Source organism: Streptomyces sp. NBC_01410 (assembly GCF_045040195.1).
Lineage (GTDB): Bacteria > Actinomycetota > Actinomycetes > Streptomycetales > Streptomycetaceae > Streptomyces.
Genome location: NZ_CP109530.1, coordinates 6,963,854 through 6,984,559, shown reverse-complemented (window position 1 = coordinate 6,984,559; position 20,706 = coordinate 6,963,854). Strand labels below are relative to the sequence as shown.

At 69.3% G+C, this 20,706-nt stretch carries 16 protein-coding genes; 11 read left to right on the top strand and 5 right to left on the bottom strand.

The window, feature by feature from the left end; genetic code table 11:
* Window positions 1–68: 68 nt before the first annotated feature.
* The 4 genes from OG741_RS32010 to OG741_RS31995 all read right to left on the bottom strand — a co-directional run bounded on the left by OG741_RS32010 (window position 69) and on the right by OG741_RS31995 (window position 6,519).
* Complete coding sequence (locus OG741_RS32010) at window positions 69–794, bottom strand: class I SAM-dependent methyltransferase (protein WP_405603543.1); 726 nt, start codon at window positions 792–794, stop codon at window positions 69–71.
* Window positions 795–920: 126 nt separating this feature from the next.
* Complete coding sequence (locus OG741_RS32005) at window positions 921–3,320, bottom strand: SpoIIE family protein phosphatase (RefSeq protein WP_405603541.1); 2,400 nt, start codon at window positions 3,318–3,320, stop codon at window positions 921–923.
* A 121-nt stretch (window positions 3,321–3,441) separates the two neighbouring features.
* Complete coding sequence (locus OG741_RS32000) at window positions 3,442–5,817, bottom strand: MFS transporter (protein ID WP_405603539.1); 2,376 nt, start codon at window positions 5,815–5,817, stop codon at window positions 3,442–3,444.
* Between the two features lie 258 nt (window positions 5,818–6,075).
* A complete protein-coding gene (locus tag OG741_RS31995) occupies window positions 6,076–6,519 on the bottom strand; it encodes an SRPBCC family protein (RefSeq protein ID WP_405603538.1) in 444 nt (147 codons plus the stop codon).
* Between the two features lie 182 nt (window positions 6,520–6,701).
* On the opposite strand from OG741_RS31995, the gene OG741_RS31990 reads away from it, so the two are divergent.
* Entirely contained in the window at window positions 6,702–7,739 is a 1,038-nt protein-coding gene (locus OG741_RS31990) for an Rv2578c family radical SAM protein (RefSeq protein ID WP_405603536.1), read from the top strand.
* A 145-nt stretch (window positions 7,740–7,884) separates the two neighbouring features.
* Entirely contained in the window at window positions 7,885–8,406 is a 522-nt protein-coding gene (locus tag OG741_RS31985) for a GNAT family N-acetyltransferase (protein WP_405603534.1), read from the top strand.
* 339 nt (window positions 8,407–8,745) lie between these two features.
* On the opposite strand, the gene OG741_RS31980 is transcribed toward OG741_RS31985, so the two are convergent.
* Complete coding sequence (locus OG741_RS31980; protein WP_405603532.1) at window positions 8,746–9,312, bottom strand: adenylosuccinate lyase; 567 nt, start codon at window positions 9,310–9,312, stop codon at window positions 8,746–8,748.
* Between the two features lie 344 nt (window positions 9,313–9,656).
* Here OG741_RS31980 and OG741_RS31975 point away from each other — a divergent pair, with 344 nt between their 5' ends.
* The 9 genes from OG741_RS31975 to pssA all read left to right on the top strand — a co-directional run bounded on the left by OG741_RS31975 (window position 9,657) and on the right by pssA (window position 20,627).
* Window positions 9,657–11,438, top strand: coding sequence for a 3-hydroxyacyl-CoA dehydrogenase family protein (locus OG741_RS31975; RefSeq protein ID WP_405603531.1), 1,782 nt, complete (start codon window positions 9,657–9,659; stop codon window positions 11,436–11,438).
* 94 nt (window positions 11,439–11,532) lie between these two features.
* Complete coding sequence (locus tag OG741_RS31970; protein ID WP_405603529.1) at window positions 11,533–12,363, top strand: TetR family transcriptional regulator; 831 nt, start codon at window positions 11,533–11,535, stop codon at window positions 12,361–12,363.
* 555 nt (window positions 12,364–12,918) lie between these two features.
* Window positions 12,919–14,256 carry a crotonyl-CoA carboxylase/reductase gene (ccrA, locus tag OG741_RS31965; RefSeq protein ID WP_405603527.1) on the top strand — a complete coding sequence of 446 codons (1,338 nt, stop codon included), beginning with the start codon at window positions 12,919–12,921 and terminating at the stop codon, window positions 14,254–14,256.
* Window positions 14,257–14,267: 11 nt separating this feature from the next.
* Window positions 14,268–16,280 carry a protein meaA gene (locus tag OG741_RS31960; protein ID WP_405603526.1) on the top strand — a complete coding sequence of 671 codons (2,013 nt, stop codon included), beginning with the start codon at window positions 14,268–14,270 and terminating at the stop codon, window positions 16,278–16,280.
* On the top strand, window positions 16,277–17,236 hold the full coding sequence (locus OG741_RS31955; protein ID WP_266482990.1) for a CoA ester lyase: 960 nt from the start codon (window positions 16,277–16,279) through the stop codon (window positions 17,234–17,236). Before OG741_RS31960 ends, OG741_RS31955 begins: the two co-directional genes overlap by 4 nt.
* Before the next feature lie 2 nt (window positions 17,237–17,238).
* Entirely contained in the window at window positions 17,239–17,751 is a 513-nt protein-coding gene (locus OG741_RS31950; RefSeq protein ID WP_266482987.1) for a MaoC family dehydratase, read from the top strand.
* Window positions 17,752–17,753: 2 nt separating this feature from the next.
* Window positions 17,754–18,959, top strand: a complete 1,206-nt coding sequence (locus tag OG741_RS31945; RefSeq protein WP_266482984.1) for an acyl-CoA dehydrogenase family protein — start codon at window positions 17,754–17,756, stop codon at window positions 18,957–18,959.
* A 170-nt stretch (window positions 18,960–19,129) separates the two neighbouring features.
* Entirely contained in the window at window positions 19,130–19,777 is a 648-nt protein-coding gene (locus tag OG741_RS31940; RefSeq protein ID WP_266482981.1) for a phosphatidylserine decarboxylase, read from the top strand.
* Entirely contained in the window at window positions 19,770–20,627 is an 858-nt protein-coding gene (pssA, locus tag OG741_RS31935; protein WP_266484421.1) for a CDP-diacylglycerol--serine O-phosphatidyltransferase, read from the top strand. The genes OG741_RS31940 and pssA overlap by 8 nt, the downstream gene beginning before the upstream one ends.
* Window positions 20,628–20,706 lie beyond the last annotated feature (79 nt).

The following is a 20,706-nucleotide window of genomic DNA, read 5'->3' as shown; positions in this document are numbered from 1 at the left end:
GGTCGCCCATCCCCCGGCTGCTTTCACTTCGGCGGGACGAGGGTGCGCGGGAAGAGGGCGGTGCTGCGCTACCCGTTCCGGCCGACGATCAGCCACTTCGAGGGGAGTTCGATCCGGGAGCCGTCCGCCGCGTACTCCGTTGTCGTCAGCGGCAGGTCACCGCTCGCAAGCACGTCGAGACCGGCGATGCGGAACAACTCGGCCACCTCCGCGTCGGCCACCGCTCCGGGCACGATGCCGTGCCTGAAGACCGGCTGGAGCTTCGGCGGGGGGCCCGAGGGCAACTTCGCGAGGCCCATCAGCTTCTGGCCGGCCGCCTCGGCGAGTTCCACCACGAAGGCGCGTCCGCGCTCGCCCACGAGTGTGGCGATGGTGTCGACCAGCGGCTGACGGTCCTCGGGGTCGCACTGGTGCAGGACGCCGCGCATATAGACATTGGCGTCGCCCAGTTCCGTATGCAGCTGCGCGACCTGGTCCCCGTCCACGGCGTCGATCACCCGGAACAGCGCATCGCCCTGTTTGTCCTGCCTCCTGGCGAGTTCGATCGCGGCGGACGACAGGTCGACGCCGAGCACCTTCGGGAAGCGGTCGGCCAGGAAGAGCGTCTGGGTGCCGTTGCCGCAGCCCAGGTCGAGGAGCGTCAGCCCGGGATGGTCCACAAGCGGTTCGTAGAGCGCGAGATGCAGTCCCGCGGTCAGCGCCGGCTCCGCGTCCCAGAAGACCGATCCGGGCTCCCCGGAGACCTCGCTCCAGAAGCCTTCCCAGGCGTTCTTGTACCGACTCGTCACGCTCATGACCAGCTCCCCAGGGGTATGACACAGCGTCAAGATCGGTCTACCGCTCCCGGGTTGCGGCGACAAGCACCCTGCCTATTCCTTCACGTGGCGTTCGAGCGACGGGCCGAGAGCCCTCGCAATCGCCTACAGCAGCGCCAGCTCGAACCAGACCGTCTTGCCCTCGGTCGTGCGGCTCGTGCCCCACTCCCGCGCCAGGCTGCTCACCACCCGCAGTCCGCGCCCGAGCCCGTCGGCCGGGCGCGCGTCCAGCATGGCCGGCAGGTTGTGATCCTCGTCGGCCACCTCGCACAGCAGGGATCCCGCCCGGACGAGGCGAAGCTCCGCGCTCCGGCCGCTCGCGTGCCGTATCGCATTGGTGACGACTTCGCTGACCAGCAGTTCCACGGTCTCGGTCAGTTCGGCGAGCCCCCAGGAGCGCAGCTGCCCGCGGACCAGGCGCCGTGCCCTGGCCGCCTCGCGCGGTTCGCGGGACAGCTCCCAGACGGCCACGTCCTCGGGGTCGATGCCGTTCAGCCGGGCCATCAGCAGGGCCACGTCGTCCTTGCGTCCGCCGCGGGTGTTCAGCGAGCGGATGATGGTGTCGCAGGCGTCGTCCATGGAGGCCGCGGGGTGCGCGGCCGACTCGCAGAGCGTCGCGAGCCCGACGCCGATGTCCTCGCCCCGCACCTCCACCAGGCCGTCCGTGCACATCACCAGGCGGTCGCCCGGCGCCACCGGCACGCGGACGCACCGGAAGGGCACTCCGCCGACACCGATCGGCGCTCCGGTCGGCAGGTCGAGGAGTTCGCTGCGCCCGTCGGCCGCGCGGACGATCACGGGCGGGACATGGCCCGCGTTCGCCATCTGCAGCTCATTGCCGATCGGGTCGTACACCGCGTACAGACAGGTCGCGAGATAGTGCTCGCCCAGGCGCTGGGCCAGGTCGTCGAGATTGCGCAGGAGCTGCTCGGGCGGCAGATCCAGCGCGGCCATGGTCTGCACGGCCGTACGCAACTGGCCCATCATCGCGGCCGAGTTGAGGCCGTGGCCCATCACATCGCCGACCACCAGCGCCGTACGCGAGCCGGGCAGCTTGATGGAGTCGAACCAGTCGCCGCCGACCCGGCCGAGCAGGGTGCCCGGCAGATAGCGGGTGGCCGTGTCGCATCCGGCCATCCGCGGGGTGACCTGCGGCAGCATCGAGTCCTGGAGGGTCTCGGCGACATTCTCCTGGTAGGTGTACATCCGGGCGTTGTCGAGGACTAGCCCGGCGCGCGCGGCCAGTTCCGCCCCCGTGACGCGGTCCATGTCGTTGAACAGGGCGCGCTCGGGGTGGCGCAGCAGAATCATGAAGCCGAGCACCACGTTGCGCGCCTTCAGCGGAACGACCAGCATGGAACGTCCGCTGATGAGGGGCCGTATGTCGCGCTTCTCGAACTGCGAGGCGATGGCCGTGCCCATCTGCTCGCTGATGCGCGGCACCAGGACCGGTTCGCCGGTGGTCATGCACTGGAAGAACGGCGTGTGTTCGGGAAACGGCATGGATTCGCCGACCGGCACCACATCGTCCCAGCGGCCCGGCTCGTCCACATGCTCGACCGCGACGCGGTGCCACATCGTCGTCGCGTCGGGCGGTCCGTCCGGGAATCCCTCACCGGCGATGACCTGTTCGCGCAGATAGGTGCCCGCGACATCGGTGAAGCGCGGCACGACGGCGGCGCTGACCTCCTGGATCGTACGGGCGAGGTCGAGGGACGAGCCGATGCGGCCGCTCACCTCGTTGAGGAATTCCAGCCGTTCGCGCACCGCGGCGTATTCAAGGTCCTGCTCGAGATCGGCCGTGTCCACCGCCCGGCCCGCGGCGGCCGCGGCTTCGGCGGCCTGCTGCCGTGCCTTGCGTTCCGCGCGGCGGGGCACTCCCCAGTCGGGTGTGACCGGCACCCGGTCGTGGTGGCTGAACTCGAGCACCGGATAGCCCAGATCGAGGACCTGGGAGACGATCCGGGTCGACTCCTGGACGCTCATGCTCGGCAGGATCTCCGGGAGCCTGCGCGCCAGTTGGTCGGAGCCGGGGAACTCGGTGTGCAGGGCGAAACCCGGAGCTATCCGCTCGACGCTCTGGTCCTCGCCCACGAACTGCGCGGCGTCCGCGGCCAGTACGAGCAGCCGCTCCTCGCCGGGGCCGACCATGGGATACGCCCACCACAGCACATCGACCCGCTCGCGTCCCGGCTCGGCGAGCCGGGCCCTGCCCGCCGCCGGATAGGAGGTGAGGCCGTTCAGGGAGGCGTCGAGTCCGGGGCCGAGGCCGCCGTAGCCGTCGTACGACTCGTACTCGCCCTCGGGGGCCAGCGCTCCGGTGACGGGGAGCAGATCGACGGCGGGCCTGCCCACCGCCTCCTCCCTGGTGGGACCTAACAGCCGCCGCGCACCTGTCGACCAGTGCGAGACCAGGCCGTCGCCGTCCACGACGACCACGGCAAGCGGAATCCGGCCGGCCACGGCGTACTGCTGTGGCGGTGTCGGCGGAACACCACTGTCCATGGGTGGGAGGCTCCTTCCCCGCCGCAGTTCCTGCGGCCTTACCCCACGGTACGGCCCCACGCACGCCCTGCGCCGGGCAACGGCGGAATAGGTTGTGCGCCCGCTCGCAACTGACGCCGGATCAGTCCTCGTGTCCCAGCTGGAGATCGCGCTCGGTGCGCCCCCCGCCCGCGACCTGCAGGACTGTGGCGACCGGCGGGTAACCTGCGGCGATGACCGTGTACTCGCCCGAGGACAGGTCGACGAATCGGAAGGTGCCGTCGGGGCCCGTGGTGAGGGTGTCCACCACATTGCCCGCCACGTCGAGCAGAGTGACCCGGGCATCCTCGACCGGCCGCCCGCCGCCGGCCCGTACCGTGCCCTTGAGCACCGCACCCCCCGCCAGCTCGACGTCCTGCCTCGTCTCGCGGGACGCCTGGACGCTCACGGGGAGCGCGGCAGGACGGAAGGCGGGGGCGCTCGCCGCGAGGGTGTACTCCCCCGCCACCAAGTCCGTGAACTGATAGCCGCCTTCGCGGCCGCTGCGGGTCGATGCGACGACATCGCCGCGTACGTCGGTGAGCGTGACGGCCGCGTCCCGCACGGGTGAACCGTCAGCGGTGACGACGGTCCCGGCGAGGCGTCCGGCACCGCCAAGGACCACATCGAGCTCGACCGGCCGGTCGCCGACGGTGACAGTGACCGCCTGCGGCTGATGCCCGCCGGCCGCCGCGATCATGACGTACGAGCCGGAGCCCGGCACGCTCAGCGCGTACCGCCCGTCCTCGCCGCTCGCACCGCGCCCGATCTGGCTCCCGTACACATCGATCAGGGTCAGGGCGGCGCGCGGGACGCCGCTGCCGTCGTGGTGCTGGACGGTTCCGCAGACCGGCACGCCGGAGGTGTACGCGGGCGCGCTGCGGGCCTTGGGCACGGACGCGGTTTCGGCGGGGGCGATGTGGGACACCAGCGGTTTCTCCTTGAGGAAGAAGGCGATGAACAGGCCGAGCGCGAGCACCGGCACGAGTAAGAGGAAGATCCGCGGCATCGCGTCTGCGTAGGCCTGGACATAGCCGTCGCGCAGGGCGGGCGGCAGGGCATGGACGAGCTGGGGAGTGATGGACTGCGGGTCCGGCAGGTCGGCGCCGGCCGGGAGGCGGTCGGCGAGAGCGCGGGTGAGGCGGTCGGCGAAGAGGGTGCCGAAGACGGCGGCGCCGACACTGCCGCCGATCTGCCGGAAGTAGTTGCCGGCGCTGGTGGCGGTGCCGAGGTCGCCGGGCGGTACGGAGTTCTGCACGGCCAGGATCAGTACCGGCATCACCAGTCCGATGCCCACACCCAGCACGGCCTGCCCGATGCTGTGGTCCAGCCGCGGGGTGTCCCTGTCCAGGCGGGACAGCAGCCACATCCCGACGACCGCGACCGCGCTGCCGAGGACCGGATAGAGCTTGTAGCGGCCGGTACGGGTGATGAGCCGGCCCGACACGATCGAGGCGACGACGATGCCGCCCATCATGGGCAGCATGAGCAGCCCGGACTCGGTGGCGCTGACGCCGTCGACCATCTGGAGGAAAGTCGGCAGATAACTGGCCACGCCGAAGAGCGCGACGCCGACGACCGCGCCGACGAGGCTGGTGACCGTGAAGACCGAGTCGCGGAACAGCCGCAGCGGGATGATCGGTTCGGGGGCGTAGTTCTCAACGACGATGAAGAGCAGGGTGCATCCCGCCGCCCCGGCCGCCAGTCCCAGGATGACGCGCGAGCCCCACGCGTACTGGGTGCCGCCCCAACTGGTCAGCAGAACAAGGAAGGTGGAGGCGGCAGCGAGGAACAGGGCACCGAGGAGGTCGAGCCGGCCGCGGGCCGCGGGCTTCGGGAGCTTCAGCACCGCGGTGATCACGAGCAGGGTGACCAGGCCGAGGGGCACGTTGAAGTAGAAGCACCAGCGCCAGGAGACATGGTCGGTGAAGTAGCCGCCGAGCAGGGGTCCCGCGACGGATGCGAGTCCGTAGGCGGCGCCGATGAGTCCCATGAAGCGGCCGCGTGCTCTGGCCGGGACGATGTCCGCGATGATCGTCTGCACGCCGATCATGAGGCCGCCGGCTCCGATGCCCTGGAGGGCGCGGAAGGCGATGAGCTGGTCCATGCTGCGCGACCGGCCGGCCAGTGCGGAGCCGATGACGAAGACGACGATCGCGAACTGGAAGACGCCTTTGCGGCCGAAGAGGTCGCCGAGCTTGCCGTAGAGGGGCAGGCCGATGGTGGCGGTGAGGAGATAGGCGGTGATCGCCCACGGCATCCGTTCCAGGCCCTGGAGCTCGCCGACGATCTTCGGCAGGGCGGTGGCGACGATCATCTGCTCCAGCGCGGCGAGGAGCAGCGCGAGCATCAGGCCGGTGACGACGAGGCGTACGCGGCGGGGGCTGAGAGCGGTGCCCTCGGCAGGTCCGGGGGGTGGCGGCGGTGCGGCGGCGGCCGGAGCGGCCCGTTCGTCCTTCACCAGAGTGATCCCGCCCACGTCAACTGCTCCCCTCGTCGCGACTGCGCGGCGTAATTCTTCGCATTACACGCCAACGGGGAGCAAGCGGGACGTTATTGAGAACGGGGGCGCTTCGTGCGGCCCAACTCGCCCTGGCGGGGCGCGCGTCGGGCGCTCATCAGGGGCTTTCCCGCGACCCGTGGCGCGTGGGCGCATCACGGAGCCGCGGGGAAAACCACTCGAAACGGTGAGAGTTGGAGTCGATTCCTTGCTCGGCTGCTTCTCGACTCTTCTCGGCTACTTCTCGACCTCGGCGGCCAGCTTGGCGAGCAACGCGTCGTAAATACGCCCAAGTCCCTTGGGGGCGAAGGTCCTTTCGAAGAATCCGCCGATGCCGCCCGCGCCGTTCCAGACACTGCTGACGACGACCTTGGACCGGCCCTCGCCCGCCGGGGTGACCGTCCAGGTGGTGACCATCGAGGAGTTGCGGTCCTTCTCGACCAGCTGACCGTCGGTCGGCTCGGCCACTTCGAGGAGGCAGTCACGGATGCGCTTGCTGGTCGCCTGGAGCTTCCAGTGGACGAGGGTGCCCTCGCCGTCGCCGCCCTCGCGGACCTCGTACTCACTGAAGTGCTCGGGCAGGAGCTTCGCGCGGGTGTTCTCGTAGTCGGCCAGCGCGTCGAACACCTTCTCCGCGTCCGCCGAGATGATCCGTTCCGTGGTGGCCTCGACCTGCGCCATTCCTGTTCCTCCAGCACTTCGTTCTTCGGGGGTGACCGCTAGCCAATCACCTCGGATGCGGCCGCCCAAATCCACCTCGGGTCCGGCCCGGGTCCCGTCCGGATCCGGTTCGGGGAACGGGGTTGCGGTGATCAAGGGAACAAGTGTTCTATTCTGTGGTCAGTGCTACCGAGGAGGCGTCCATGCGCTGGGACAATCTGGTCGAGAACCCCCGGGCGGCCGGGGACACCGCGCTCTTCGCGACGTCGGCGGTGACCACCCGAACCTTCGACACACCCGAATTCCGCGGCATCACCTTTCATGAGATCCGCGCCCGGTCGATCCTGAACCGGGTACCGGGGGCCTCACGCATGCCGTTCGAGTGGACCGTCAACCCGTATCGGGGCTGCACGCACGCGTGCGTCTACTGCTTCGCCCGCAAGACCCACAGCTATCTGGACCTCGACACCGGGCTCGACTTCGACTCCCAGATCGTCGTGAAGATCAACGCGCCGGAGCTGCTGCGCCGGCAGCTCGCGTCCCGGCAGTGGCAGGGCGCGCATGTCGCGATGGGGACGAACGTCGACTGCTACCAGCGGGCAGAGGGCCGCTACCGGCTGATGCCCGGCATCATCGCCGCCCTGCGCGACCACGCCAATCCGTTCTCGATCCTCACCAAGGGCACGCTGATCCTGCGCGATCTGGAGCTGCTGCGGCAGGCGGCCGAGGTGACCGAGGTGGGCATCTCCGTATCCGTCGGCTTCACCGACCGCGAACTGTGGCGCACGGTCGAGCCCGGCACGCCCTCGCCCGAGCGCCGCCTCGACGTGGTGCGCACGCTCACCGACAACGGCATCGGCTGCGGGGTGCTGATGGCGCCGGTCATCCCGTTCCTGGGCGACCACCCGGACCAATTGCGCGCCACCGTCCGGGCGATCGCCGCGTCGGGGGCGACATCGGTGACCCCGCTCGTGCTCCATCTGCGGCCCGGCGCACGGGAGTGGTTCATGGCTTGGGTGGCGCAGCATCATCCGCATCTGGTGCAGCGCTACGAGCGGCTGTACGCGGAGGGGGCGTACGCGCCGAAGTGGTACCAGCGCCGGATCACGCGCCATGTCCATGAGCTGGCCACGGAGTTCGGGATAGGGCCGGCGGACCGGGGCATGCCCCGGCGCATTCCGGTGCCGCAGGAGCCGGATCCGGCGATTCTTCCGGAGCCGACGCAGCTGACGCTGCTCTGAGCCGGGTTGTCAGTGGCGTACGCAAGGATGGACGCATGAATTCGCGACTCACCCGTGTACTTGCCCCTGAAGGCGCTTCCCCCGGCACCGGATACAGCCATGTCGCCTGGGGGACCTACTTCGCCCTCGTCGGGGAGAGCGAGTGATGGACGTCCGGGTGCGGGACATGACGCTGGAGGACGTCGAGGCCGTCGCGACGATCCGGGTGCGCGGCTGGCAGTTCGCCTACGACGGGCTGATGCCGGCGTCGTATCTCGACGCGATGAGCGTGGAGGAGGACGCGCCGCGGCGCCGCGAATTCCTCACCAAGGGCGGCGGCGTGATGACCAATGTGGTCGCCGAGCAGGACGGCGAGGTGGTCGGCTGGGGCTGCTTCGGACCGAGCAGCGACGAGGGCCAGCCGGCCGGGGTGTCCGAGCTCTACGCGATATACGTGCTGCCGGACCGGGTCTCCACGGGGGTGGGGCGGGCGCTGATGGACGAGCTGACGGGGCGGGCCGAGTCGGACGGTTTTGAGCGGATGCTGCTGTGGGTCGTGAAGGAGAACGACCGCGCCCGCCGCTTCTACGGCAAGGCGGGCTTCGCACCGGACGGCGCGGAGGAGGGGTTCGAGGTGGCGGGCGTCGAGGTCCCGGAAGTCCGGTACGCCCGGCGGCTCAACGGCTAGGCCGCTGCTGGGGTTGTCCCCCACCCCGCCCCTTCCCTGAACTGGGGGCAAGCCCCCAGCCCCCACCGGGGCTCCGCCCCGAACCCCGTGCGGGGGCTCCGCCCCCGGACCCCCGCGCCTCAAACGCCGGCGGGGCTGAAATGTGCGGCAGGGCCGCACATCCAGCCCGTCCGGCGATTGAGGACATGCGGCCGAAGGTCGCATGCGGGGTCCGGGGCGAAGCCCCGTCGGGGGTCTGGGGGCTTGCCCCCAGTTCGGGATGGGGGTACCTCCCACGGCCGCCAGGCCGTAGGGGGAGGGCGGGTCGGGGAACAGCCCCGCCGCAGGCGCCCGCCCGCGTCACGCCAGCCGCGCCAGCGCCGCCTCCGCCGCCGCGGCCAGACGCGGATACGCCCGCGCCGACCTGAGTATCTCCCCCGCCCGCTTGTCACCCAGCGCGCCCAGCCCCTCGACGCATGCGAGCGCCAGCCTCCAGTGCGGGTCGCCCGGGGCCAGCCTGCGCCGCAGGACGGTGATCAGCGCCGGTACGGACTCGGGTGCCCTCAAGCGCGTGAGCAGGCGTACGGGGACCAGCGCATAGGCGACCCGCAGCTCGTTCGTGGCGAGGGCTGCCGCGGCTCGCGGCGTGCGGGGGTCGGCCAGCCGGGACAGGGCGTGCGCGGCCGAGACACAGCGTTGGGGGTCGCGGTGGTTGAGGAGCAGGACCAGGGCCTCGAAGGCCCGCCGGTCCCCCGCGCAGCCGAGCCGGAAGGCGGCCATCTCGCGCGCCCACAGGGGCCTTTCCTGTTCGGTGAGGACGCCCGCAAGCTCCTCCCGGTCCTCGGTGGTCAGCAGTCTTTCGCATGCCACCGAGCCGCCCGACTCGCCCCGAAGCCGCTGCGCCAGTACCCGTAACTCCTCATCCATGGCGGCCAGGGTAGCGGCGCGGCGTCGGCGATCCAGATCACATTGCCTCACCCCTGGCGCGCTCGTTACTCGCGAGTTAATCTCAAGTGAGCGGGTAACCCCCGCACAGCTCACGGTGGCCTGGTGACGCAGCCGCCGCGAGTGTTTGTCGGTTCGGCAGTACCTGCACGACGTACGACGCGACTCCGGGACAGAGTCCGTCGACCCGCACCACGACACGTATGTCATCCGGTGCGGCGAATTCTCCGTGCGCCCCGCGCCCCTTGGCGTTCCGCCCGCGTACTCGCCCGCGCTCCGCCTGCGCGCTCCCCTCATCAGTCGTCACTCATCCCTGGAGTCCCCCGATGGACACCCCTCTCCACACCATTGCCGTCGTCGGCCTCGGCACCATGGGCACCGGCATCGCCGAGGTCCTTGCCCGCGCCGGACGCGAGGTCATCGGCATCGACATCAGCGACGCCGCCGCCCGCCGGGCCGTCACCGCCCTGGAGGCCTCCACCGCCCGCGCCGTCGAGCGCGAGCGAATGACCGAGGAGGAGCGCCGGAACACCCTCGCCCGTTTCCGCACCTTCTCCGATCTGCAGGCCGCCGCCGATGCGGACCTCGTGATCGAGGTCGTGTCCGAGTCGTACGAGGCCAAGCAGCAGGTCTTCCGCGCCCTGGACACAGTCGTGCGCCCCGGCACCATCCTCGCGACCGGCACCAACGCGCTGTCGGTGACCCGGCTCGCCGCCGACTCCGAGCACCCCGAGCGCGTGCTCGGCCTGCACTTCTTCAACCCGGCCCCGGCGATGAAGCTGGTCGAGGTCGTCTCCTCGGTGCTGACCGCGCCGGCCGCCGTCGAAGCGGTCACCGTGCTCGCCCGTGAGCTCGGCAAGGAGCCTGTCGCGGTCGGCGACCGGCCCGGTTTTGTCGCCGACGGGCTGCTGTTCGGCTATCTCAACCAGGCCGCAGCGATGTACGAGGCCAAGTACGCCTCCCGCGAGGACATCGACGCCGCGATGAAGCTCGGCTGCGGACTGCCGATGGGCCCGCTCGCGCTGCTCGACCTGATCGGCATCGACACGGCCCGTACCGTCCTGGACGCGATGTACGCCGAGTCCCGCGACCGGCTGCACGCTCCCGCACCCATCCTCAAGCAGCTCAGCGAGGCGGGCCTGACCGGCCGCAAGACGGGCCGCGGCTTCTACACCTATGCCGCCCCGGGCACCGGGGACGTGGTGCCGGACGCGCTCACCCCGCAGCCGTCGGCCGAGGCGTCGGGCGGCCGCGAGGTCAGCTCCGTCGGCGTCGCCGGTTCCGGCACGATGGCGAGCGGCATCGCCGAGGTCTTCGCCAAGGCCGGTTACGACGTGGTGCTGGCCGCCCGCGGTCTGGAGAAGGCCGAGACCGCCAAGTTCCGTATCGCCAAGTCGCTTTCGCGATCCGTCGACAAGGGCCGTATGACGGCCGAGGCGCGCGAGGAGACGCTCGCGAGGATCACCCCGGCCGGTTCGCTCGACGCCTTCGCCGATGTCGACCTCGCGGTCGAGGCGGTCGCCGAGGACCTGGAGATCAAGCAGCAGCTCTTCGCCACCCTGGACAAGATCTGCAAGGCGGGCGCGGTGCTCGCCACCACCACCTCCTCGCTGCCGGTCGTCGCCTGCGCCCGCGCCACCTCGCGCCCGCAGGACGTCATCGGGATGCACTTCTTCAACCCGGCCCCGGCGATGAAGCTGGTCGAGGTGGTCCGTACGGTCCTCACCTCCGACGACGTCCACGCCACGGTCCGCGAGGTCACCACGAAGATCAGGAAGCACCCGGTGGACTGCGGCGACCGGGCCGGTTTCATCGTGAACGCCCTGCTCTTCCCGTACCTCAACAACGCGATCAAGATGGTCCAGGAGCACTACGCCACCCTGGACGACATCGACACCGCGATGAGGCTGGGCGGCGGCTATCCGATGGGCCCCTTCGAGCTGCTCGACGTGGTCGGGCTCGATGTCTCGCTCGCCATCGAGAAGGTGCTGCACCGCGAGTTCCGCGACCCGGGCCTGGCCCCGGCGCCTCTGCTGGAGCACCTGGTGGCCGCGGGCTGCCTCGGCCGCAAGACGGGACGTGGTTTCCGCGAATATGCCCGGCGCTGATTGCGAAGCGGGCTGGGGCGGGCTGCTCGATCCCTCGGGCGGCCCGCCCGATGCCTCCGGGGCACCGAACCCGCAGGCGCGCTCGGCTGCACGAATGCAGTACGTTCAGCTCATGCCCCAGCCCGCCAAGCCCACCCGTACCAAAGCCACTCCCGACGCTCCGGAAAGTGCCGCGGGCTCCCGCGCCGCCGCCCAGCGCCTCAAGATGCGGCGGGAGCTGGCGGCCGCGGCCATGGAGCTGTTCGCGACCAAGGGCTACGAGGCGACGACCGTCGACGAGATCGCCGCGGCGGCCGGGGTCGCGCGGCGGACCTTCTTCCGCCACTTTCGCTCCAAGGAAGAGGCGATCTTCCCGGACCACGACGACACGCTCGTACGCGCCGAGGCGGTGCTGAACGCGGCTCCGGCGCACGAGCATCCGCTGGACACGGTGTGCCGGGGCATCAAGGAGGTCATGCGGATGTACGCGGCCTCCCCCGCGGTCTCGGTCGAGCGCTACCGCCTGACCCGTGAGGTGCCCACGCTGCGGGAGCGGGAGATCGCCTCGGTGGCCCGCTACGAGCGGCTGTTCACCCGCTATCTGCTGGGCCACTTTGACGAGCGCGACCACCACGACGGCAACGACGACCCGCTGCTGGCGGAGGTGGCCGCGTCCGCGGTCGTCACCGCGCACAACCACGTGCTGCGCCGCTGGCTGCGGGCGGGTGGCCAGGGGGATGTCGAGTCCCAGCTGGACCACGCCTTCGCGATCGTCCGCGAAGCCTTCGGCACGGGCATCGGCGCGGGCCGCGCGCCGCAGGGCGAACGGACGGGGCCGGCGGCGGTGGCGACGCGGACGAGTGACGATGTGCTGGTGACGGTGGCGCGGACGGATGCGCCGCTGGACGAGGTCATGCGCACGATCGAGCGCGCGCTGCGCGGCTAGCCCCCACCGGGGGCTCCGCCCCCGGACCCCCGCGCCTCAATCGCCGGCGGGGCTGGATGTGCGGCTGGGCCGCACATTCAGCCCGTCCGGCGTTTGAGGACATGCGGCCGAAGGTCGCATACGGGGTCTGGGGGCTTGCCCCCAGTTCGGGAAGGGGCGGGGTGGGGAACAAGCCCGCCGCAGGCGACCCGCACACAAGCGAACACAGAACGCGACGGCCCCGCACATAGCGGGGCCGTTTCGCGTGTGCGGCGCCCAGGTGACATCCGCGAGACACCTTTGTTTCAAAGTCTTGGCACGCAGTGTCTTGCGAGCTGGCACGGCGTGCCATACGTTGAGAGAGTCCGGGCGGCCGGCGTGCAGAGACCACTCGTACGCCGGCTGTCCCCGCAAACCATCGGTTTGTGCGCCCGGACGCCTGCGTCACAGGCAACCTCCCGCGCCCACCAGCGCTGCCAACAGCACCACCCCCGCCGAACCGACGGCACACCTCCACAGCAGCATCCCGACGTTCCCCTCAGCGTTCCCCGAAACGCGCTTCGCCGGAGGCACCCCGTGAAGGAAATCCTGGACGCGATCCAGTCGACGGACAGCACGTCCGCCGATTTCGCCGCACTGCCCATCCCCGACTCGTACCGCGCGGTCACCGTGCACAAGGACGAGGTCGAGATGTTCGCGGGTCTCGAGACCCGCGAGAAGGACCCCCGCAAGTCCCTCCATGTCGAGGACGTGCCGGTGCCCGAACTCGGGCCGGGCGAGGCCCTGGTGGCGGTGATGGCCAGCTCGGTGAACTACAACTCCGTCTGGACCTCCATCTTCGAGCCGATGGCCACCTTCGGCTTCCTGGAGCGGTACGGAAAGCTCTCCGAGCTCACCAAGCGGCACGATCTGCCGTACCACATCATCGGCTCCGACCTGTCGGGCGTCGTGCTGCGCACGGGCCCCGGAGTCAACGCCTGGAAGCCGGGCGACGAGGTCGTGGCGCACTGTCTGTCCGTCGAGCTCGAGTCGAGCGACGGCCACAACGACACCATGCTCGACCCCGAGCAGCGCATCTGGGGCTTCGAGACCAACTTCGGCGGTCTGGCCGAGATCGCGCTGGTTAAGTCCAACCAGCTGATGCCCAAGCCGCAGCACCTGAGCTGGGAGGAGGCCGCGGCTCCGGGCCTGGTCAACTCCACCGCGTACCGCCAGCTCGTCTCGCGCAACGGCGCGGGCATGAAGCAGGGCGACAACGTGCTGATCTGGGGCGCGAGCGGCGGACTCGGTTCGTACGCCACCCAGTTCGCGCTGGCCGGCGGCGCCAACCCGATCTGTGTCGTATCCAGCCCACAGAAGGCGGACATCTGCCGCGCGATGGGCGCCGACGCGATCATCGACCGCAACGCCGAGGGCTACAAGTTCTGGAAGGACGAGCACAACCAGGACCCGCGCGAGTGGAAGCGCTTCGGCAAGCGCATCCGTGAGCTCACCGGCGGCGAGGACGTCGACATCGTCTTCGAGCACCCGGGACGCGAGACCTTCGGCGCGAGCGTGTACGTCACCCGCAAGGGCGGCACGATCGTGACGTGCGCCTCCACCTCCGGCTACAACCACGAGTACGACAACCGCTACCTGTGGATGTCGCTGAAGAGGATCGTGGGCTCGCACTTCGCCAACTACCGCGAGGCATGGGAAGCCAACCGCCTGGTCGCCAAGGGCAAGATCCACCCGACGCTGTCGAAGGTCTACTCGCTCGACGACACCGGCCAGGCCGCGTACGACGTGCACCGCAACCTCCACCAGGGCAAGGTCGGCGTGCTCGCCCTCGCCCCGCGCGAGGGTATGGGCGTCCGCGACGAGGAGCTGCGCGCCAAGCACATCGACGCCATCAACCGCTTCCGTAACGTCTGAGAGACGCACACATGACAGAGCGTCAGAAGGACCGGCCGTGGCTCATGCGGACGTACGCCGGTCACTCGACCGCCGAGGCGTCCAACGAGCTCTACCGGCGCAACCTCGCCAAGGGCCAGACCGGCCTGTCGGTCGCGTTCGACCTGCCGACGCAGACGGGCTACGACCCGGACCACATCCTCGCCCGCGGCGAGGTGGGCCGGGTCGGGGTCCCCGTCTCGCATCTCGGTGACATGCGGCGGCTGTTCCAGGACATCCCCGTGGAGCAGATGAACACCTCGATGACGATCAATGCCACCGCGATGTGGCTGCTGGCGCTCTACCAGGTGGTCGCCGAGGAGCAGGGCGCCGACGCCACCAAGCTCCAGGGGACGACACAGAACGACATCGTCAAGGAGTACCTGTCGCGCGGGACGCATGTCTTCCCGCCCGGCCCCTCTCTCCGGCTGACCACCGACATGATCACGTACACGGTGGCCAACATCCCCAAGTGGAACCCGATCAACATCTGCAGCTACCACCTGCAGGAGGCCGGCGCCACACCGGTCCAGGAGATCTCGTACGCGATGTCCACCGCGATCGCCGTGCTGGACGCCGTCCGCGACTCCGGTCAGGTGCCCGCCGAGAAGTTCGGCGATGTGGTCGCGCGTATCTCCTTCTTCGTGAACGCGGGCGTCCGCTTCGTCGAGGAAATGTGCAAGATGCGCGCCTTCGGCCGCATCTGGGACAAGGTCACCCGCGAGCGGTACGGCATCGAGAACGAGAAGCAGCGGCGCTTCCGCTACGGCGTCCAGGTCAACTCCCTCGGCCTGACCGAGGCCCAGCCGGAGAACAACGTCCAGCGCATCGTCCTCGAAATGCTGGCCGTGACGCTCTCGAAGGACGCACGCGCGCGTGCCGTCCAACTGCCCGCCTGGAACGAGGCCTTGGGCCTGCCCCGCCCCTGGGACCAGCAGTGGTCGCTGCGTATCCAGCAGGTGCTGGCCCACGAGAGCGACCTGCTGGAGTACGAGGACATCTTCGAGGGCTCGCACGTCATCGAGGCCAAGGTGGACGCCCTGGTCCACGAGTGCCTCGCCGAGATCGCCCGGATCCAGGAGATGGGCGGCGCGATGGCGGCCGTCGAGTCCGGCTATCTCAAGTCGCAGCTGGTCTCCTCGCACGCCGAGCGGCGCGCCCGGATCGAATCGGGCGACGAGAAGATCGTCGGCGTCAACATCTTCGAGACCACCGAGCCCAATCCGCTCACCGCGGACCTGGACGAGGCGATCATGACGGTCGACCCGGCCAACGAGGCGCGGGTGGTCAACAAGCTCCACGAGTGGCGCGACAACCGCGACGAGGCCCGGGCGACCGAGGCGCTGGCCGCGCTGAAGAAGGCGGCCGCGGGGTCCACGAACCTGATGGCCGCCACCGTCGAGTGCGCCCGCGCGGGTGTCACGACCGGCGAGTGGTCCTGGGCGCTGCGCGATGTCTTCGGCGAGTTCCGCGCGCCGACGGGCGTCTCCAGCGCACCGGTCGCCGTGACCGCCGAGGCGGGCACGCCGCTCGCCGTCGTACGCGAGAAGGTGTCGCGTACCGCCGACGAGCTCGGCGCGGGACGGCTGCGGCTCCTCGTCGGCAAGCCCGGCCTGGACGGGCACTCCAACGGCGCCGAGCAGATCGCCGTACGGGCCCGCGACGCGGGCTTCGAGGTGGTCTACCAGGGCATCCGGCTCACACCCGAGCAGATCGTCAACGCGGCCCTCGCCGAGGACGTGCACTGCGTGGGCCTGTCGATCCTGTCCGGCTCGCACGCCGAGCTGGTACCGGATGTACTGGAGCGGCTGCGCGAGGCCGGCGCGGCCGATATCCCGGTGATCGTCGGCGGGATCATCCCGAACGCCGACGCCGCCGATCTGAAGGCGGCGGGTGTGGCCGCCGTGTTCACCCCGAAGGACTTCGGCATCACCGAGATCATCGGCCGTATCGTCGACGAGATCCGGAAAGCGAACAAGCTCGACCCTCTGGAGGTCCCCGCATGACCGTCAACCGTCTCCGCCCGCGTCGCTCGTGCCTGGCGGTTCCCGGCTCGAACCCGCGCTTCCTGGAGAAGGCCCAGGGCCTGCCGGCCGACCAGGTCTTCCTGGACCTGGAGGACGCCTGCGCCCCGCTGGCCAAGCCCGAGGCCCGGCACACCATCGTCAAGTTCCTCAACGAGGGCGACTGGACGGGCAAGACCAGGGTCGTACGGGTCAACGACTGGACCACCGAGTGGACCTACCGCGATGTCGTCACGGTCGTGGAGGGCGCCGGGCAGAACCTCGACTGCATCATGCTGCCGAAGGTCCAGGACGCCCAGCAGGTCGTCGCCCTCGACCTCCTGCTGACGCAGATCGAGAAGACCATGGGCTTCGAGGTCGGCAAGATCGGCATCGAGGCGCAGATCGAGAACGCGAAGGGCCTGGTGAACGTCGACGACATCGCGGCCGCCTCGCCGCGCGTCGAGACCATCATCTTCGGCCCGGCCGACTTCATGGCGTCGATCAACATGAAGTCGCTGGTCGTGGGCGAGCAGCCGCCCGGCTACCCGGCGGACGCGTACCACTACATCCTCATGCGCATCCTGATGGCCGCCCGGACGCACAACCTCCAGGCGATCGACGGCCCGTACCTCCAGATCCGCAACCAGGAGGGCTACCGCGCGGTCGCCCAGCGCGCCGCCGCCCTCGGTTTCGACGGCAAGTGGGTGCTGCACCCGGACCAGGTCGCCGCCGCGAACGAGATCTTCTCGCCCTCGCAGGAGGACTTCGACCACGCCGAGCTGATCCTGGACGCGTACGAGTACTACACCTCCGAGGCGGGCGGCAAGAAGGGCTCGGCGATGCTCGGCGACGAGATGATCGACGAGGCGAGCCGCAAGATGGCGCTGGTCATCTCCGGCAAGGGCCGCGCGGCCGGCATGCAGCGCACCTCGAAGTTCGAAGCCCCGGAGGCCTGATCATGCAGTTCGGACGCACCTACGAGGAGTTCGAGGTCGGCGCGGTCTACAAGCACTGGCCCGGGAAAACGGTCACCGAGTACGACGACCACCTCTTCTGTCTTCTCACCATGAACCACCACCCCCTCCACATGGACACCAACTATGCGGAGAAGACGACGGACTTCGGCAAGAACGTCGTCGTCGGCAACTACATCTACTCGCTGCTCCTCGGCATGTCGGTCCCGGACGTCTCCGGCAAGGCCATCGCCAACCTGGAGGTCGAGTCGCTGAAGCACGTCGCGCCGACCTTCCACGGCGACACGATCTACGGCGAGACCACCGTCCTCGACAAGACCCCCTCCCGCTCCAAGAGCGACCGCGGAATCGTCTATGTCGAGACGAAGGGTTACAAGCAGGACGGCACCCTCGTCTGCGTGTTCCGGCGCAAGGTGATGGTCCCGACCGAGACGTACATCAAGGAGCGCGGCGGCGAGCAGCCCGGCCGCCCGGAGCTGAAGGCACAGGAGAAGTAGCCATGGCGCGTCTCGCCCAGACCGCAGGTCTGACCGATATCCAGCAGGAAATCCTGGCCACCGTCCGGGACTTCGTCGACAAGGAGATCCTCCCGGTCGCGACCGAGCTGGAGCACCGCGACGAGTACCCGACGCAGATCGTCGAAGGCCTCAAGGAACTCGGCCTGTTCGGGCTGATGATTCCGGAGGAGTACGGCGGCCTGGGCGAGTCGCTGCTCACCTACGCGCTGTGCGTCGAGGAGATCGCGCGTGGCTGGATGTCCGTCTCGGGCATCATCAACACGCACTTCATCGTGGCGTACATGCTCAAGCAGCACGGCACCCAGGAGCAGAAGGACACCTTCCTGCCGCGGATGGCGCTCGGCGAGGTGCGCGGCGCGTTCTCGATGTCGGAGCCGGGTCTTGGCTCCGATGTGTCGGCCATCACCTCCAAGGGCGTCAAGGACGGCGACGAGTACGTCCTCAACGGCCAGAAGATGTGGCTGACGAACGGCGGAACGTCCACTTTGGTCGCCGTCCTGTGCCGGAGTGACGAAGGACACCCGGAGGGCACCGCCCCCCACAAGTCGATGACGACCTTCCTCGTCGAGAAGGAGCCCGGCTTCGGAGAGGTCCGCCCCGGTCTCACCATCCCGGGGAAGATCGACAAGATGGGTTACAAGGGCGTCGACACGACCGAACTCATCATGGACGGACTGCGCATTCCGGCCAACCGGGTACTCGGCGGCACCACCGGCCGAGGGTTTTACCAAATGATGGACGGCGTGGAAGTCGGCCGCGTGAATGTCGCGGCACGTGGCTGCGGCGTCGCACAGCGTGCCTTTGAACTGGGCGTCTCCTACGCCCAGCAACGTCACACTTTCGGCAAGCCGATCGCCCAGCACCAGGCGATTCAGTTCAAGCTGGCCGAGATGGCTACCAAGGTCGAGGCCGCGCATGCGATGATGGTGAACGCGGCACGCAAAAAGGACTCCGGGGAACGAAACGACCTGGAGGCAGGGATGGCGAAGTACCTCGCCTCCGAGTACTGCAAGGAAGTCGTCGAGGACGCCTTCCGTATCCACGGCGGTTACGGCTTCTCCAAGGAGTACGAGATCGAGCGCCTCTACCGTGAGGCTCCGATGCTGCTGATCGGCGAAGGTACCGCCGAGATCCAGAAAATGATCATCGGTCGTCGGCTGCTCGAGGAGTACCGATTCCAGGGTTGATTGTCGCGTTTGAGTCGGTTCGGCCGCGAAGACGATCACAGCCTGTCATCGTCTTCCGGCCGCCGACTCGGGCTCTGGCTTTCCCAGTTGCGGCCCGCAACCGATAGCATCGCCCGAAAGCCGCCGTCCCCCCGTTGCCTGCGCGGCATCATCCGCTACGAAGGTCATCCATGCCCCACAGCCAAACCTCTGCACCACGCGGCCGCGTCCGCCTTGCGCGCGGAGCATCGCCGTGGCTTCTGCCGACCGTCGCCACCGCTGCACTCAGCCTGGCCCGCTCGCGCCGCTCGCGGCGTGCGGCGGCCATCGCCGTGCCCACCACCGCGCTCGCGGCGGGCATGCTGTGGTTCTTCCGCGACCCCGAGCGCGAGATCGCCGAGGGCCGCGTCATCTCCCCCGCCGACGGTGTGGTGCAGAGCATCATGCCGTGGAAGGACGGACGTACCCGCGTCGCGATCTTCATGAGCCCGCTGAACGTCCACGTCAACCGCGCCCCCCTCGCGGGCACGGTGACGTCCGTCGAGCACGTACCCGGCGGCTTTGTGCCGGCGTTCAACAAGGAGAGCGAGAACAACGAGCGCGTTGTCTGGCACTTCGACACCGAGCTCGGCGACATCGAGATGGTGCAGATCGCGGGGGCTGTCGCCCGGCGCATCGTGCCGTACATCCCCCAGGGGACGAAGGTCGAGCAGGGCGAGCGCATTGGTCTGATCCGCTTCGGATCGCGCGTTGACATCTACCTGCCGGAAGGTGTTGACGTCGCCGTCGAGGTCGGTCAGACCACGACCGCGGGGGTGACTCGAATTGACCGTGATTGATCCCGACACACAGGCGGGCTGGGTCGCCGAGGCAGAGGCCGAGGACGACGCGGAGGAGATGCCGCTCTCACTGCGGCTGTCGATAGCCGACACCCTCACGCTCGGTAACGCCACGTGCGGCTTCATGGCGGTGTACTTCACCACCACCGGGATCCTGATCCCGCACCTCACCGGCAGCAACGAGAGCGGCATGGCGCGCAACAGCGCGGCGACCGCCGTGATCCTCATGCTGCTGGCCGCGATCTTCGACCTCTGCGACGGGCTCGTGGCGCGCAAGCTGCGCAGCTCGCCGATGGGCGCGGAGCTGGACAACCTCTCCGACCTGATCAGCTTCGGTCTCGCCCCGGCCTATTTCGTGCTCGTGTACGGGATGGTCGCGGACGACGCCCAGCAGAAGGTCTCGGCGGTGGCCGCGATCGTCGTGCTGCTGGCGGTGGTGCTGAGGCTTGCCAGATTCTCGTGCGTGACCATGAAGGACGGCATGTTCCAGGGCATGCCGAGCCCCTTCGGAGCGCTCACGGTCGTCTCGATCGTGCTGCTGGAGCTGCCGTTCATCCCGACGCTGCTGGCGATCATCGGCACCGCATGGCTGATGGTGAGCCGGGTCGAGTACCCCAAGCCGCGGGGTGTCCTCGCGGTGGCGATGCTCGGCTGGATCGTTGCCGCGATGGGCATGCTGGCGGCGTGGGCGTTCGACGCCCCGGGCGGTCAGGTGCTGCTCCAGACCGGCTGCGCGCTGCAGATCGTGATGGCGGCGACGATTCCGCTCTTCGCGACGGCGCGACGTGTGAACACGTTCCGTGACAACCGGCGCGAGAACCGCGAAGCCAGGGCGGCGCAGCTTCCCTAGCTCAGTCTCCGCAGCGCAAACGCACGGTGGGCCCGGATGCGATCTGCATCCGGGCCCTCGTCATGTGCCGTCCCTTCTG

What these genes read in the sequence shown, in the direction of transcription:
- OG741_RS31975 (WP_405603531.1), top strand. Translation starts at nt 9,657, where the DNA reads ATGGACACCCCTCTCCACACCATTGCCGTCGTCGGCCTCGGCACCATG.
- OG741_RS31985 (WP_405603534.1), top strand. Translation starts at nt 7,885, where the DNA reads ATGGACGTCCGGGTGCGGGACATGACGCTGGAGGACGTCGAGGCCGTC.
- OG741_RS31955 (WP_266482990.1), top strand. Translation starts at nt 16,277, where the DNA reads ATGACCGTCAACCGTCTCCGCCCGCGTCGCTCGTGCCTGGCGGTTCCC.
- OG741_RS31980 (WP_405603532.1), bottom strand. Translation starts at nt 9,312, where the DNA reads ATGGATGAGGAGTTACGGGTACTGGCGCAGCGGCTTCGGGGCGAGTCG.
- OG741_RS31960 (WP_405603526.1), top strand. Translation starts at nt 14,268, where the DNA reads ATGACAGAGCGTCAGAAGGACCGGCCGTGGCTCATGCGGACGTACGCC.
- OG741_RS31945 (WP_266482984.1), top strand. Translation starts at nt 17,754, where the DNA reads ATGGCGCGTCTCGCCCAGACCGCAGGTCTGACCGATATCCAGCAGGAA.
- OG741_RS31970 (WP_405603529.1), top strand. Translation starts at nt 11,533, where the DNA reads ATGCAGTACGTTCAGCTCATGCCCCAGCCCGCCAAGCCCACCCGTACC.
- OG741_RS32005 (WP_405603541.1), bottom strand. Translation starts at nt 3,320, where the DNA reads ATGGACAGTGGTGTTCCGCCGACACCGCCACAGCAGTACGCCGTGGCC.
- OG741_RS32010 (WP_405603543.1), bottom strand. Translation starts at nt 794, where the DNA reads ATGAGCGTGACGAGTCGGTACAAGAACGCCTGGGAAGGCTTCTGGAGC.
- OG741_RS31940 (WP_266482981.1), top strand. Translation starts at nt 19,130, where the DNA reads ATGCCCCACAGCCAAACCTCTGCACCACGCGGCCGCGTCCGCCTTGCG.
- OG741_RS31990 (WP_405603536.1), top strand. Translation starts at nt 6,702, where the DNA reads ATGCGCTGGGACAATCTGGTCGAGAACCCCCGGGCGGCCGGGGACACC.
- OG741_RS31950 (WP_266482987.1), top strand. Translation starts at nt 17,239, where the DNA reads ATGCAGTTCGGACGCACCTACGAGGAGTTCGAGGTCGGCGCGGTCTAC.
- OG741_RS31995 (WP_405603538.1), bottom strand. Translation starts at nt 6,519, where the DNA reads ATGGCGCAGGTCGAGGCCACCACGGAACGGATCATCTCGGCGGACGCG.